Source organism: Arthrobacter ginsengisoli, from assembly GCF_031456935.1.
In the GTDB taxonomy this organism is placed as follows: Bacteria; Actinomycetota; Actinomycetes; order Actinomycetales; family Micrococcaceae; genus Arthrobacter; species Arthrobacter ginsengisoli.
In genome coordinates, this window is the sequence record NZ_JAVDVQ010000008.1 from 120,584 (window position 1) to 135,511 (window position 14,928).

The following is a 14,928-nucleotide window of genomic DNA, read 5'->3' on the forward strand; positions in this document are numbered from 1 at the left end:
CCTGGGCTGATTCCTACACCTCGACGCTCTCACCGCTGGAGAGGTGCCGGTACTCGGTGCCGTACTTGGCGCCGAACCGGGCCACATGCCCCTCCACCAGCCGGCGTCCATTGTCATTGAGCAGGGCGTCATGGATCGGGAAGGCCTTCGGGGCGCCGACTCCGATTACGAAATCGACGACCTCCCCCACCTTGTTCCAGGGCGCGTGGACCGGCACCAGCAGCGTCCGGACCTGCACGCCGTCGGGCACGATGAAGGAATCTCCCGGATGGTAGACGTTGGAATCCACGAAGTAGCCGATATTGGCCACCACGGGAATCTGCGGATGGATCAGCGCGTGCTGCCCGCCGAAACACCGGACGGAGAACCCGGCCGTCTCGAAATCCTCGCCGGGAGCCACCGCATGGATCCGGGGCCCGGCGTCGGGTGCCTTTTCCCGCAGTTGCGCCGCGACCCCGGCGGGCGCAAAAAGCTGAAGTGACCCACTGGCCGTCAGGGCGGCTGTGACGGCGTCGGCGTCAACGTGGTCGGCATGCTCGTGGGTGATCAGCACGGCGTCCGCGCCGTCGAGCGCCTGGTCGGTCTCGGAGAAGTTTCCCGGGTCGAACACCAGCACCTGCCCGTCCTTCTCCAGCCGGACACAGGCATGCGTGAACTTCGTCAGCAACATCTGCCCAGCCTAGGGTTCCTTCCCGGCGGTGTCCACGGACCCGGCTGGTAATCTGGGACCTTGCCACCACCCCTTATCGAGACCACCAGCGAAGCGAGTTTCACGATGTCCCAGGGCGCCACAGCCGACGGCAGCCGGACGACGGTGCCGGCCCCTGCCACCGCCAAGGAGCCGCGGGTCACGAAGCAGCGCCTCGCGGTCAGCGGCGTCCTGGACGAGCTGACGGACTTCGTCAGCACGCAGGAACTGCACCGCATTCTGCAGGACCGCGGCACCTCCGTGTCACTCGCCACCGCCTACCGCATCCTGCAGTCCCTCGCGGACGAGGGCCTCGTGGACGTGCTCCGGAACGCCGACGGCGAGGCCGTCTACCGGCGCTGCGCGGTCACCGGCCATCATCACCACCTGCTGTGCCGCAGCTGCGGCAAGGCTGTCGAGGTCGAGGCGCCCGCGGTCGAGTCCTGGGCCGCCCGGACGGCGTCCGAGCACGGCTTCACCGCAGTGGAGCACACGGTCGAGATTTTTGGGCTGTGCCCGGACTGCACGGCCCGGAGCAGCGGCCGCTAGCCAGGAAAAATACCGCGGGCCGGGTTGCAGCAGCTGCAGCCCGGCCCGCGGTGTTGTGTTGTGGGACTTGTACCGGCTAGTTACCGGACCGGGAGGCAGGAACAAGGGCCTCGCTGTCGGCGTCGTCGGCGGTGATCAGGATGTTGCCTTCCGAGATGGACTCGGAGAGCACATCGTGCTCGATCGCGGTGGCCAGCGGCTTCTGCTTGACGAAGCACATCAGCACCGCGGCGCCCAGCGCCAGCGGGACCATCCAGATGAAGATGGGCGTCAGCGCGTCATTGTACGAGGAGACGATGGCCTCCTTGATCGGCGCCGGCAGCTGGCCCACCACTGCGGGTGTCAGCGAATTGTCTCCTCCCGGGGTGCCGCCGCCCGTCGCCGCGGCGGGCAGACGGGCGGCGAGCAGCTCGGCCAGCCGGCTCGCGAAGAGGCTGCCCACCACTGCGGAGCCGAGTGTGGCCCCGATCTGCCGGAAGAAGTTGTTCGACGCCGTTGCGGTGCCGACTTCCCGCAGCGGGAAGGAGTTCTGCACGATGAGCACCATGATCTGCATGCTCAGGCCCAGTCCCAGGCCCATCACGGCCAGGTAGGCGCAGATTTCCCAGAGCGGTGATTCCGGCTTGAGCGTGGAGAGCAGCACGAGGGCGATCGCCACCAGCACACCGCCGGCAATCGGCATCCACTTGTAGCGGCCCGTGCGGCTGACCAGCTGGCCGGAAACGACCGAGGCAACGAGCAGGGCGCCCATCATCGGGATCATCAGCAGCCCGGATTCGGTGGCGTTGACGCTGAATGCCATCTGGAGATACGTGGGCAGGTAGCCGATGGCACCGAACATGGCCACGCCGATCAGCAGGCCGGCCACCGTCGAGAGGTTGAAGTTGAGGTCCTTGAACAGGTGCAGCGGAATGATCGGCTCGGCCGTGCGCCGCTCCACCAGGACGAAGGCAACCGCGCTGACGATCGCGCCGGCGATCAGGCCCAGGATGATCGGATCAGTCCACTCGTATTTGCCGCCGCCCCAGGTCGCGAACAGCACGAGGCAGGTCGTTGCAATCGCGAGCAGCGCCATGCCGCCGAGGTCCAGGCGCGGTTTGCCGCTGTGCTTGGGCAGCTTCAGGAAGAAAACTGCGCCCGCCAGCGCCAGCAGGCCGAGGGGGATGTTGATCCAGAACACCCAGCGCCAGCCGGGTCCTTCGGTAAACCAGCCGCCCAGCAAGGGGCCGGCGACGGAGGCGATGGCAAAGACGCCACCCATCATCCCCATGTACTTCCCGCGTTCGCGGGCCGGCACGACGTCGGCGATGACGGCCTGCGAGAGGATCATCAGGCCGCCGCCGCCGAGGCCCTGGACGACGCGGGCGGTGATCAGCACACCCATGTCGTTGGCGAGGCCGCCGATGACGGACCCGATCATGAACAGGATGATCGCGGCGATCAGGAGGGCCTTGCGTCCCATCAGGTCGCCGAGTTTGCCGTAGATGGGCATGGTGATGGTGGAGGCGAGGATGAAGGCGGTGATGACCCACAGCATGTCGCTGACGCCGTGGAGTTCGCCCACAATGGTGGGCAGGGCCGTGCTGAGCACGGTCTGGTTCAGTGCCGCGAGGAGCATCGAGAGCATCAGGCCCACGAACATCAGCACCATGTGCTGTTTTTCCTCGACCGGTCCCGGAGCGGGGACAGCTTGCGTGGTCATGAAATTTTCCTTAGTAAATGGTGAAGAAGGGTCAATGACGGTCCGAGGGTCTCCGCGGAGATTCCCTCGGCGGGGTCGAAGTCAGCGGAAGTGAGATTGAAGCGGATGGGAACGCCGGCGATCATCACCAGCATGCGCGCGGATTCCTCCGCGCCGAAGCCTTCGGCGCCGGCCGCCCAGGCGGGATCCTGTGCCAGCAGGCCCGCGAGCCCCTGACAGACGAGGGACTCCGCTTTGACCATGTAGTCCATATGGCGGCGGCCCAGCTGGGGATACCGGGCGATGAGCTGGCGGCGCCGTGCGGGGTCGGTGCCCCCGCGCGCTGTCGAGGCAACGGCAATCAGGAGACGCGAAACCTGCCCCACCAAATCATCCGCCGTCGTGGCGACTTGGGACAGCAGAGCAGCTTCCAGGACAGGTTCACGCAGGCCCAGGATGGCGTCTTCCTTCGCCTGGAAATAGTTGAAGAACGTCCGCGGGGAGACGCCGGCACTGGCTGCGATGGCCTCTACTGTGGTCTGCTCGACGCCGTGCTGAAGGGCCAGGGATGCGGCAGCATCATGCAGGGCCGTCCAGGTCTCGGCCTTCTTGCGCTCACGCAGGGGTAGCGAGACGGTGTTAGTCATGCGTTAAATAATTGCACGACTGCAAGGATTGCACAAATGCATACTTGCAGTGATGCAAAATCGCCGCGCGGGGATCGGCGGCGCCGGCTCAGGCCGCCGGCACCGCGGCGCTGCGCAGCACCCGGCCGTTCCTTCCTTGCCTGGTCCGGAGGCTGCCGACAATCCGGCAGACGACGTAAATCAGGAAGGACAGTGTGGTCACATACGGGCTGATCGGGATCCGGCCGCCGAGTGCCAGCAGGATCCCGCCGACCGTGGCCGTCATCGCGAAAACCACACTGAGAACCACCACCAGCCGCGGCGACGATGTCACCCGCATTGCCGCAGCGGCGGGAGTGATCAGCAGCGCCAGCACCAGCAGTGCGCCGACAATCTGGATGGACAGCGCCACGCTGACGCCCAGCAGCAGCATGAACGCGATGGCCAGGGTCCGTACCGGCACGCCGCGGGCCGACGCAACGTCGGGGTCCACGCTGGCAAAGGTCAGCGGACGCCAGATGGCCACCAGGGCAAGCATTACGACCACGGCGGCGACCGCCAGCACCTGCAGCTGGACCGTTCCGACTGAGACGATCTGCCCGGTGAGCAGCCCGAACTTGTTGGCGGCCCGCCCCTCGTACAGGGAGAGGAACAGGATGCCCAGACCCAGTCCGAAGGGCATAATGACGCCGATGATCGAGTTCTTGTCCCTCGCGCGGACGCCCATCAGACCCAGCAGCAGCGCCGCAAGGACGGATCCCACCAGTGAGCCCAGAACGATGTCCGCCCCGATCAGGAGGGCAAAGGCCGCGCCGGCAAACGAGAGTTCGGAGATCCCGTGGACGGCAAAGGCGAGGTCCCGCTTCATCACGAAGGTTCCCATTAAGCCGCCCAGCAGGCCGAGTACTGCGCCCGCCCAGAGGGAATTCTGGACCAGCACGAGCAGTTCGCCGTAGTTTTCGAAGTTGAAGATTGAATTCAGCAGGGTGTCCAGGTCCATCTAGCCCACCTCCCCCGCCACCACGTGGGCGTCCTCGTGGTGATGCGTTGCGGCGTCGGGCAGTCCGACGACGATCAGCCGCCCGTTCGCGTGGATCACTTCGACGTGGCTGTCGTAGAGATCGGACAGGACCTCGGTGGTCATGACTTCCTCCGGGGGACCGATCCGGAACCGGCCGCCCGCCAGGTACAGCACCCGGTCCACGTAGTCCATGATCGGGTTGATTTCGTGCGTCACGAACACCACGGCACTGTCCTGGTCGCGGCACTGCTTGTTGATCAGCGCACTGACGGCCTGCTGGTGATGCAGGTCAAGGGACAGCAGCGGTTCATCGCAGAGCAACACCTGCGGGTCGGCGGCCAGCGCCTGTGCCACCCGCAGCCGCTGCTGCTCGCCGCCGGAGAGCTGGCCCACGGGAACCTTGGCGTAATCGGCGGCTCCCACCAGGTCCAGCAGCTCATCGATTCTGCGGTTCACCTTCGCCGCGCCCAGCCGGAGACCCCAGCGGTGGCCGTCGACGCCCAGCCCCACGAGGTCGCGGGCGCGCAGCGGTGTGTCAGGGTCGAACGACTTCTGCTGCGGGACATAGCCGATCCCCGGGTTGCCCCGCGCCACGGGCCGGGCCGCCAGGGTGGCCGAGCCGGAGCTCAGCTCCTGCAGGCCGAGCAGGACCTTGAGGAACGTGGTTTTGCCACTGCCGTTGGGGCCAAGGACAGCAAAGAATTCACCCTGGTTGATCTCCAGATCCAGGCCCTCCCACAAGGTCCGATTGCCGAACGACAGGGAGGCTCCACGGAGGCTCACTACGGGTGTCAACTTGGATTTCCTCAACTTCTGCGCAAGCCTCGGCTCGCGCTCTTTGGGCTGTCGGGCCGGACTGTCGGGCTGGACTGTCGGGCGGGGCTGTCTGCTAATCCTAGGCCAGGGCCTTGCCGATGTGGTCGACGTTGTCAGTCATCCACTGGAGGTAGGACATGCCGTCCGGCAGGGTCTCGCTGAAGGTCACGACCGGCACTCCGGCGGCCGCTGCCGCCTGCTTGACGGCGAGAGTTTGCGGGCCTTCGGTCTGGGGGTTGTAGGCCAGCAGCCGGATGCTGCCCGACCCCATAAGGTCGGTGGCGGCCTTCAGCACGGCGGGCGGCACATCGGCGTCGCCTTCGATCGCGGCCGTATATTCTGCCGGGGTCCGGTTTTCCAGTCCTGCGGCCTCGAGCAGGTACAGCGGGACCGGTTCCGTGACGGCGACCGAGGCCCCGCCGTCGGACACCTTGATATCCGCCAGCCTGGTCTCCAGGCCGCCGAGCGAATCCTTGAAGGTTCCGGCGTTGCTGCGGAAGTTTTCGGCCGAGGACGGTTCGAGCTCACCGAGCTTGGCCGCGACGGCGTCCGCCAGACGCGTCATGGCGGGCAGGCTGTACCAGACGTGCTCATTAAAGCCGGCAGGGCTGTGCGTGTGCCCGTCGGCCGCGGCGGACGGGCCGGCAGTCTCTTCCGGAGCCAGGCCGGAGAGCTCCACGGCATTCAGGACGCTGCTGTGGTCCAGCCCCGTGTCGTCTGCGAGCTTGTGGATGAAGTCGTCATAGCCGCCGCCGTTCTCCAGCACCAGCTCAGCCTTGGAAACCGCCAGCTTGTCCTGCGTGGTCGCCTCGTAGGAGTGCGGGTCCTGGCTGGTGCGCGTGATGATGGAATTGACCCGCACTTTGTCACCGCCGATGGCGCCCACGATGTCCCCGTAGACGCTGGTGGAGGCAACGACGTCGACAATTCCGTCGCCGCTGCTCCCCTGACTCCCCTGCGGGTTTCCCGACGTCGGAGTGCAGGCCGTCAGCAGCAGGGTCGCGCCGGCACAGGCGGCAACGATGGCACGGGCAGCAGGACGGCGCACGGGAAACCTCGGATCTGTTATTGAGAATCAGCAGCAATAGCAACTGCCCCGAGTGTATCCCTAAATAGGAATGATTCCTATTTAGGGATACCCCCTGGACTACTGCCGGTCCTGCCCGAGCCTCCGGTAGCCGGTGGCCTGGGTGGCGTCCCTGATCTCCCCGACGAGCTCCTCAATGACATCCTCCAGGAACAGCACGCCCTGGGTTTTGCCGTCCGGGCCGATGACGCGGGCCAGGTGCGAGCCGGTCCGCTGCATCACAGACATGGCCTTCTCGATCTCGTCGTCCATGGCCAGGTTCGCCAGCGAGCGGATGTGGCTTTCGGCAATCGGCTGGTGATAGGCCGCGTCGGGAATGGACAGCACGTCCTTGATGTGGAGGTAGCCGGAGAGCATCCCGTCATCGTCCAGCATCGGGAAGCGTGAGAATCCGGTGCGGCTCACGGCCTTTTCGAATTCCACCGGCGTGGTGGCCGGCTTCAGCATCACCAGCTTGTCCAGTGGGACCATGACGCGGGACGCGGTATGTTCCGAGAACTCCAGCGCTCCGGTGATCAGGCCGGCGTCGTCATCCACGAGCCCGTGCCGCGTCGATTCCTGCACGATCGACTGCACTTCCTCCAGGGTGAAGGAGGACGTCACCTCGTCCTTGGGTTCGATCCGCATCAGTTTCAGGATGTGGTTCGCTGACCAGTTCAGGGCAACGATCACCGGCTTCACCGCACGGGCGATAAACATCAGGGGCGGGGCCAGCAGCAGGGCCGCCTTGTCCGCAACGGACACCGAGATGTTTTTCGGGACCATCTCACCGATGGTGACGTGCAGGAAGGTGACCAGCAGCAGCGCGACGGCGAACGCCGCCACGTTCGCGATTTCCACCGGAACGCCGACCGCTTCCAGCGGTACGGCCATCAGATGGTGGATCGCCGGTTCCGCGACCAGCAGGATCAGCAGCGAACAGACGGTAATGCCCAACTGGGCGCACGCCAGCATCAGGGAGACGTTTTCCATTGCGCGCAGGGCAGTCTGCGCGCGTTTGGAGCCCGCCTCGGCGAGCGGCTCGATCTGGCTCCGGCGCGCGGACATGACCGCGAACTCGGCGGCCACGAAGAAGGCGTTGCCGATCAGCAGGACGACCAGCCAGAGAATTCCCGCCCAGTCGCTCATTCGGCACCAACCTCGGTGGTGGAGTGGTTACCGCGGTGGACACGTCCGGGTTTGAAGCAGATCCGGTCGATCCGGCGCCCGTCCATCCGGGTGACGCTCAGGGTCCCGCCTTCGACGTCGACTGTGTCCCCGACGGAGGCAATCCTGCCCAGTTTGCTCATGACGTAGCCTCCTACCGTTTCGTAGGCAGATTCGTCGGGAACGGTCAGGCCCGGGATCTGTTCGGAGAGTTCATCGGGGCGCAGCAGGCCCGGGAAGTACCAGTCCCCCGAGGCGCTCTGCAGCAGACCGGGCCGGACCTTGTCGTGTTCATCGGCCACTTCTCCGACGATTTCCTCGACAAGGTCTTCAAGGGTGGCGATGCCGGCGGTTCCGCCGTATTCGTCCAGCACCACGGCCAGCTGCAGATTGCCTTCGCGCAGTTCGGCCAGCAGGGCGTCCAGGTGGATGGTTTCCGGAACCCGGAGCACGTCGGTCATGATCGCTCCGGCTTCCAGGTTGGGCCGCCGGTCCGACGGAACGGCGATGGCCTTCTTGATGTGCACGACGCCGCGGATGTCATCCGAGGAATCCCCGATCACCGGGAACCGCGAATAGCCGGTGCGGCGTGCCGCCTCCACAATGTCGGAGACCGGCTGGTCGCCGTCAATCGTTTCGATCCGGATCCGGGGCGTCATAACGTCCGCGGCGGTCCGGCCCGAGAATTTGAGCGTCCGCGCGATGAAGTTGGCGGTTCCGGCGTCCAGCGTTCCCATCGCCGCCGAGCGGCGCACGAGGGAGGCCAGCTCGGCCGGAGTCCGGGCCCCGGAAATTTCTTCCTTGGCCTCGAGGCCGAAAATATTCAGCACCTTGTTGGAGAAGCCGTTGAGCACCACAATGGCGGGCCTGAAGATGGCCGTGAAAATCAGCTGCGGACGGGCCAGGGCCTTGCCGACCTGGAACGACAGCGCAATTGCCATGTTCTTCGGTACCAGCTCACCGATCAGCATGGACAGCAGCGTCGCGAAGGCCATCGCCAGAATCAGCGATACGGAGGCCACCGCGGCCGGCGGCAGCCCCAGGGCGGCCAGCGGGCCCTCGAGCAGTTTGCCGACCGATGGTTCCATGACATAGCCGGTGAGCAGGGTGGTGATGGTGATGCCCAACTGGCAGCTGGAAAGCTGCGTGGACAGGGACTTGAGGCATTTGAGCAGCGGCGCGGCGGCGGTGTCGCCGTCATCCACGGCCCGCTGGACCGTGGCCTGGTCAAGGGCCACGAGGGAGAATTCAACGGCGACGAAAAAGCCGGTTCCCAGGATGAGCAGCAGTCCCGCTCCGAGAAGAAGCCACTCCATCTAGCGGCCTGCTTCGGGGGAAGCGGTGCGGCCCGGTGCCCCGGCAGCCCGGAAGCGCGCGTTGGGGGGTTGGAACAGACCGCCTGGCGGAGGATGGTCGGCCGCGGCCGACCCTGTTTCCTGAAAGGCTCCGGGCTGGTGTGCCGCCGGAGAATGATGGGCACGTGAACGGGGTTTGCCGGCTCTTCGGGTGGACTGCGCGGCAACGGTTTCCGTTCCCCGCTGACAGCCCCCAGGCCGGCACCTAGATTTACTGTCCATAAGGAGTTCAGTCTACAGGAGCAGCTCACGCCGGCGGCGCTCACATGACGCCCGGCGGTGGCCGCGTCCGCCGCCGGCGCAGCTCACCAGCTCTGCGGGACCGGACGGCCCTCCTCGTAGCCGGCCGCGGACTGGATTCCGGCCACGGCGCGTTCGCGGAATGCCGCAAGGTCGGCAGCGCCGGCGTAGCTCATGGAACTGCGGAGCCCGGCGGTGATCATGTCCAGCAGGTCCTCGACCCCGGGCCGCGCGGGGTCGATGTACATCCGGGAGGTGGAGATGCCTTCCTCGAAGAGCGCCTTGCGGTCCTTCTCGAAGGCGCCCTCGCGCTGGTTGCGGTTCTGCACGGCCCGGGCTGACGCCATGCCGAAGCTTTCCTTGAACTGCCGCCCTCCGGCGTCCTGCTGCAGGTCCCCGGGGCTCTCATGGGTGCCGGCGAACCAGGATCCGATCATGACCTGGCTGGCGCCGGCAGCCAGGGCGAGCGCCACGTCGCGCGGGTAGCGGACGCCGCCGTCGGCCCACACCCGCCCGCCGGCAGCCCGCGCGGCAGCCGAGCACTCCAGCACGGCGGAAAACTGCGGCCGGCCCACGGCCGTCATCATGCGCGTGGTGCACATCGCTCCGGGGCCAACACCGACCTTGACGATGTCCGCACCGGCCTGGATGAGTTCACGGGTCGCGTCGGCTGTGACCACGTTGCCGGCCACCACGGGCACTCCGGGGTTGAGGCCCTTCACCGCGGCCAGGGCGTCGAACATCTTCTGCTGGTGGCCGTGCGCGGTGTCCAGCACCAGGACGTTGACCCCGGCAGCGAGGAGTTCCGCTGCCCGCCCGGCGACATCTCCGTTGATCCCGACGGCGGCGGCCACCTTGAGCCTGCCGCCGGTGTCCAGGGACGGCCGGTACAGCGTGGAGCGCAGGGCGCCCTTCCGGGTGAGGACTCCGGCCAGGACGCCGTCCCGCTGCACCGGCGCAAAGTCGGTCCCGGCGGCGTCCATCGCATCGAAGGCGCGGCGCAGGCCGGACCCACCGCCGGCCGCCGAACCGGCGCCGGCGGTGTCGTCCAGCAGTGCCGCGTCCAGCACCACCGGCTGGTGGCGCATCACCGAGGCGAGCGAGGCGAATCGGTCCTGCCCCTCGCAGTCCGCGGCACGGACGACGCCCGTCGCGGCACCCGAGTCATCCACGACCATGACCGCCCCGTGCGGACGTTTGCCCATCAGGTGCAGGGCGTCAATGACGGTGTCGGCCGGCGAGAGGGTGACCGGTGTCTCCAGGACGGGATGGCGGGTCTTGATCCAGGCCGTCACGTCCCGGATCACCTCGAGCGGCACGTCCTGCGGCAGCACCGCCAGCCCGCCACGCCGGGCCATGGTCTCGGCCATCCGCTTGCCGGTCACCGCGGTCATATTGGCCGCCACCAGGGGAATCGCTGAGCCCGTCCCGTCGTCCGCGGCGAGGTCCACATCCAGGCGGGAGGTGACGTCGGAACGGGACGGGACTAAAAAGAGGTCCGAATAGGTCAGATCGGTGGTGGGCTCGGTCAGGAAACGCACGGCTGCTCCTTAAATAGGCACTCCAACTAGGCACTCCGGTGCTCAACGGGGTCTCAGTGCGAGTCTAGCGAGGGTTCCTTGGGCCGGGGCACCCTCCCGACGCCGGCGCGCGGCTCCCGCCCAGCGTCCCCTCCCGGGGTTTTTCGGACGGCATCCGGACACCCTCCGCACGGCTTCCGGACGGCCGGATGGTGTGTCATCTCGGTGCTTTAAGCCGAGTTGATGATTTGAGTCACCCTTATTGGCAGTTTGGCAAGAATCGTCACTAGACTGGCAGGGGTCTGGGTTCACTGGACGCGGAGACTGGTTCAATCGTTGTGCTGAGGCACCCTGAAACCAGTGGGAATCAAACTCATGGAAGAGGCGTAATTCAAGTGCCAGAGCAGCCTAGCCACCGTCTACCAGAGGAATTTGGCGGAAACGAGTGGCTCGTTGACGAACTGTACGAGCGTTATCAGCAGGACAAGAACACCGTGGACGCCAAATGGTGGCCCCTGTTCGAATCCTTCGACGCCGGTGACAGTGCCGCCACCAACGGAGCCTCAGGCGCAGCGACAGTTGCGCACCCCGCCACCCGCGAACTTCCCGTCGTAGCTCCGGCTGCCGCGTCGGCAGCGCAGCCGGCCGCGCCCGCCCCGGCAGCAGCCCCCGCAGCCCCGGCCGCGAAGAAGGCCCCGGCCACCGTGGCGCGCGACGGCGCCAAGGCCAAGGAAGCCGGCCCCGGCACCCAGCCGATCCCGGCCCAGCTGCCCAAGAACATCAAGGCCCCGACGGCCCCCGAGGAAGACCTCGTCTCGGTCCTCCGCGGCCCGGCCAAGGCCATCGCCACCAACATGATCACCAGCCTGGAGGTCCCTACCGCCACCAGCGTGCGGGCGATCCCGGCGAAGCTGCTGATCGACAACCGTGTGGTCATCAACTCCAACCTTGCCCGCGCCCGGGGCGGCAAGGTTTCCTTCACGCACCTGATCGGCTACGCCGTCATCCGCGCCCTGGCCCAGTTCCCCTCGATGAACGTCTACTACGACGTTGTCGACGGCAAGCCGGTCGCCGTGCAGCCGGCGCACGTGAACTTCGGCATCGCCATTGACATGCCGAAGCCCGACGGCACCCGTCTGCTCATGGTTCCGAACATCAAGAAGGCGGAGACGCTCAACTTCTCCGAGTTCTGGCACACCTACGAGGACCTGATCAAGCGGGCCCGCGCCGGCAAGCTGACCGCCGACGACCACTCCGGCACCACCGTGTCGCTGACCAACCCCGGCGGCATCGGAACCGTGCACTCGGTGCCGCGCCTTTCCAAGGGCCAGGCCGCGATCATCGGCGTCGGCGCACTGGACTACCCCGCGGAATTCCAGGGTGCCAGCCCGAAGATCATCGCGCACAACGCAATCAGCAAGGTCCTCACGCTGACCTCCACTTATGACCACCGCGTCATCCAGGGTGCGGGCAGCGGCGAGTTCCTGAAACTCGTGCACCAGCTCCTGCTCGGCGCCCAGAACTTCTACGACGAGATCTTCGAGTCGCTGCGCATCCCGTACGAGCCCGTGCGCTGGAGCCCGGACCTGCAGGTGGACCCGGCCGACGAAATCAACAAGGTCGCCCGGATCCAGCAGCTCATCCATGCCTACCGCGTCCGCGGCCACCTCATGGCGGACACCGATCCGCTGGAGTACGTCCAGCGCAAGCATCCGGACCTCGACGTCCTGACCTACGGCCTCACGCTGTGGGACCTGGACCGCGAGTGGCCCACCGGCGGTTTCGGCGGCAAGCCGATGCTCGCCTTCCGCGACATCCTCGGTGTGCTCCGCGACGCCTACTGCCGCACCACGGGCATCGAATACATGCACATCCAGGATCCGGCGGAGCGCAAGTGGTTCCAGGACCAGATCGAGCACCCGTACTCCAAGCCGAGCCGGGACGAGCAGCTGCGCATCGTCTCAAAGCTCAACGCGGCCGAGGCCTTCGAGACCTTCCTGCAGACGAAGTTCGTTGGCCAGAAGCGCTTCTCGCTCGAGGGCGGCGAGTCCCTGATCCCGCTGCTGGACGCCATCATCTCCGATGCGGCCGACGACGAACTCGACGAAGTGGCGATCGGCATGGCCCACCGCGGCCGGCTCAACGTGCTCACGAACATCGCCGGGAAGACCTATGCCCAGGTGTTCCGCGAATTTGAAGGCACCCAGGACCCGCGCTCGGTGCAGGGCTCCGGCGACGTGAAGTACCACCTCGGCACCGAGGGCACCTTCACCTCGGACAACGGCAAGGAGACCAAGGTCTACCTCGCCGCCAACCCGTCCCACCTCGAAGCCGTGGACTCCGTCCTCGAAGGCATCGTCCGCGCCAAACAGGACCGCCTCGACCAGGGCAATGCCTTCCCCGTCCTGCCGATCATGGTGCACGGCGACGCCGCCTTCGCCGGCCAGGGTGTCGTGGCGGAAACGCTCAACCTCTCCCAGCTGCGCGGCTACCGCACCGGCGGCACCATCCACATTGTGGTCAACAACCAGGTCGGTTTCACCACCGCCCCGTCCTCGTCACGCTCCTCCACCTACTCCACGGACGTCGCCAAGATGATCCAGGCACCGGTGTTCCACGTGAACGGCGACGACCCCGAAGCCGTGGTCCGCATCGGGCAGCTTGCCTACGAGTTCCGCCAGCGGTTCCACAAGGACGTTGTCATCGACATGGTCTGCTACCGCCGCCGCGGCCACAACGAGGGCGACGACCCCTCGATGACCCAGCCGCTGATGTACAACCTGATTGAAGCCAAGCGTTCGGTCCGCAAGCTGTACACCGAATCCCTGATCGGCCGCGGTGACATCACCGAAGAGGAAGCCGAGCAGCTGCTGCGCGACTACCAGGAACGGCTGGAGCGCGTCTTCGCCGAAACCCACGCGGCGCAGACCTCGCCGATTCCGATCATCACGGCGGATTCCGCCGCGGTGTCGGACCTGGAGCGCCCGAGGGCCCAGCAGTCCGACTCCGGCATCAACGCCCCGGCATCGACGGCGATTTCCGCCGAGACGCTGGCACGCATCGGCAAGGCCCACGTCGACATCCCCGAGGGCTTCACGGTCCACGCCAAGCTCAAGCAGCTGCTGGAGAAGCGTGAAGTGATGTCCCGTGAGGGTGGCATCGACTGGGGCTTCGGCGAACTCGCCGCCTTCGGCTCGCTCATCATGGAAGGCGTTCCGGTCCGGCTCGCCGGCCAGGACTCGCGCCGCGGCACCTTCGTGCAGCGTCACGCCGTCTTCCACGACCGCGCCAACGGCGACGAGTGGCTGCCGCTGGCGCACCTTTCCGACGACCAGGCCAAGCTGTGGATCTACGACTCCCTGCTCTCGGAATATGCAGCCATGGGCTTCGAGTACGGCTACTCGGTGGAACGCCCGGATGCCCTGGTGCTTTGGGAGGCGCAGTTCGGTGACTTCGTCAACGGCGCACAGACCATCATCGACGAGTTCATCTCCTCGGCCGAGCAGAAGTGGGGCCAGCGCTCCTCGCTTGTGCTGATGCTGCCGCACGGCTACGAGGGCCAGGGCCCGGACCACTCCTCCGCCCGGATCGAACGCTTCCTGCAGATGTGCGCCGAAGAGAACATGATCGTGGCCAACCCCACGACGTCGGCGTCGCACTTCCACCTGCTGCGCCGCCAGGCGTACAGCCGCCCGCGCAAGCCGCTGATCGTCTTCACGCCGAAGCAGCTGCTCCGCCTCAAGGCGGCGGCGTCTTCGGTGGAGGACTTCACCACCGGAAGCTTCCGGACCGTCATTCCCGAGCACGAGCAGCTGCAGGCCGACGCCGTCGAGCGTGTGCTGCTGGTCTCCGGCCGCTTGTACTACGATCTGCTGTCCACCCGGCAGAAGACCGGGGACAAGACCACGGCGATCGTCCGGGTCGAGCAGCTCTACCCGCTGCCTGCCGCAGAGATTGCCGCTGAGCTGGCCAAGTACCCGAACGCCGACGTTGTCTGGGCACAGGACGAGCCCGCCAACCAGGGTCCGTGGCCGTTCATTGGCCTGAACCTTCCTGACGCCCTGGATCGCCGGATCCGCCTCGTTTCCCGCCCCGCCTCGGCTTCCACCGCGGCAGGGTCGATGAAGCGTCACGCGGCCGAGCAGGACACGCTGCTCAAGCAGGCATTCGCACGTAAGTAGGGTCAGCGCTGCCCGGCC

General features: G+C 66.5%; 11 protein-coding genes. 2 read left to right on the plus strand and 9 right to left on the minus strand.

Features of this window, described 5'->3' with window-relative positions; genetic code table 11:
* Nucleotides 1-13: 13 nt before the first annotated feature.
* Nucleotides 14-670 (minus strand): MBL fold metallo-hydrolase, encoded by a 657-nt coding sequence (locus J2X01_RS11405; RefSeq protein ID WP_310057002.1) that lies wholly within the window; start codon nt 668-670, stop codon nt 14-16.
* A gap of 105 nt (nt 671-775) precedes the next feature.
* On the opposite strand from J2X01_RS11405, the gene J2X01_RS11410 reads away from it, so the two are divergent.
* The gene (locus J2X01_RS11410) at nt 776-1,237 is read left to right on the plus strand and encodes a Fur family transcriptional regulator (protein ID WP_310057210.1); all 462 of its coding nucleotides are present in this window, start codon (nt 776-778) and stop codon (nt 1,235-1,237) included.
* 76 nt (nt 1,238-1,313) lie between these two features.
* On the opposite strand, the gene J2X01_RS11415 is transcribed toward J2X01_RS11410, so the two are convergent.
* The 8 genes from J2X01_RS11415 to J2X01_RS11450 form a co-directional block, all read right to left on the minus strand.
* Complete coding sequence (locus tag J2X01_RS11415; RefSeq protein WP_310057005.1) at nt 1,314-2,939, minus strand: MDR family MFS transporter; 1,626 nt, start codon at nt 2,937-2,939, stop codon at nt 1,314-1,316.
* Complete coding sequence (locus J2X01_RS11420; RefSeq protein WP_310057008.1) at nt 2,936-3,565, minus strand: TetR/AcrR family transcriptional regulator; 630 nt, start codon at nt 3,563-3,565, stop codon at nt 2,936-2,938. Before J2X01_RS11420 ends, J2X01_RS11415 begins: the two co-directional genes overlap by 4 nt.
* Nucleotides 3,566-3,653: 88 nt before the next feature.
* Entirely contained in the window at nt 3,654-4,544 is an 891-nt protein-coding gene (locus tag J2X01_RS11425) for a metal ABC transporter permease (protein WP_310057012.1), read from the minus strand.
* Nucleotides 4,545-5,360 carry a metal ABC transporter ATP-binding protein gene (locus J2X01_RS11430; RefSeq protein WP_310057015.1) on the minus strand — a complete coding sequence of 272 codons (816 nt, stop codon included), beginning with the start codon at nt 5,358-5,360 and terminating at the stop codon, nt 4,545-4,547. It lies immediately after the preceding gene.
* A gap of 100 nt (nt 5,361-5,460) precedes the next feature.
* Entirely contained in the window at nt 5,461-6,429 is a 969-nt protein-coding gene (locus J2X01_RS11435) for a metal ABC transporter solute-binding protein, Zn/Mn family (protein WP_310057019.1), read from the minus strand.
* A 99-nt stretch (nt 6,430-6,528) separates the two neighbouring features.
* Nucleotides 6,529-7,596, minus strand: a complete 1,068-nt coding sequence (locus tag J2X01_RS11440) for a hemolysin family protein (RefSeq protein WP_310057022.1) — start codon at nt 7,594-7,596, stop codon at nt 6,529-6,531.
* Nucleotides 7,593-8,930, minus strand: a complete 1,338-nt coding sequence (locus J2X01_RS11445) for a hemolysin family protein (RefSeq protein ID WP_310057025.1) — start codon at nt 8,928-8,930, stop codon at nt 7,593-7,595. The genes J2X01_RS11440 and J2X01_RS11445 overlap by 4 nt, the downstream gene beginning before the upstream one ends.
* A 344-nt stretch (nt 8,931-9,274) precedes the next feature.
* Nucleotides 9,275-10,750 carry a GuaB1 family IMP dehydrogenase-related protein gene (locus tag J2X01_RS11450; protein ID WP_310057027.1) on the minus strand — a complete coding sequence of 492 codons (1,476 nt, stop codon included), beginning with the start codon at nt 10,748-10,750 and terminating at the stop codon, nt 9,275-9,277.
* Between the two features lie 374 nt (nt 10,751-11,124).
* Here J2X01_RS11450 and J2X01_RS11455 point away from each other — a divergent pair, with 374 nt between their 5' ends.
* The gene (locus J2X01_RS11455; RefSeq protein ID WP_310057029.1) at nt 11,125-14,910 is read left to right on the plus strand and encodes a multifunctional oxoglutarate decarboxylase/oxoglutarate dehydrogenase thiamine pyrophosphate-binding subunit/dihydrolipoyllysine-residue succinyltransferase subunit; all 3,786 of its coding nucleotides are present in this window, start codon (nt 11,125-11,127) and stop codon (nt 14,908-14,910) included.
* The last annotated feature ends 18 nt before the right edge of the window (nt 14,911-14,928 follow it).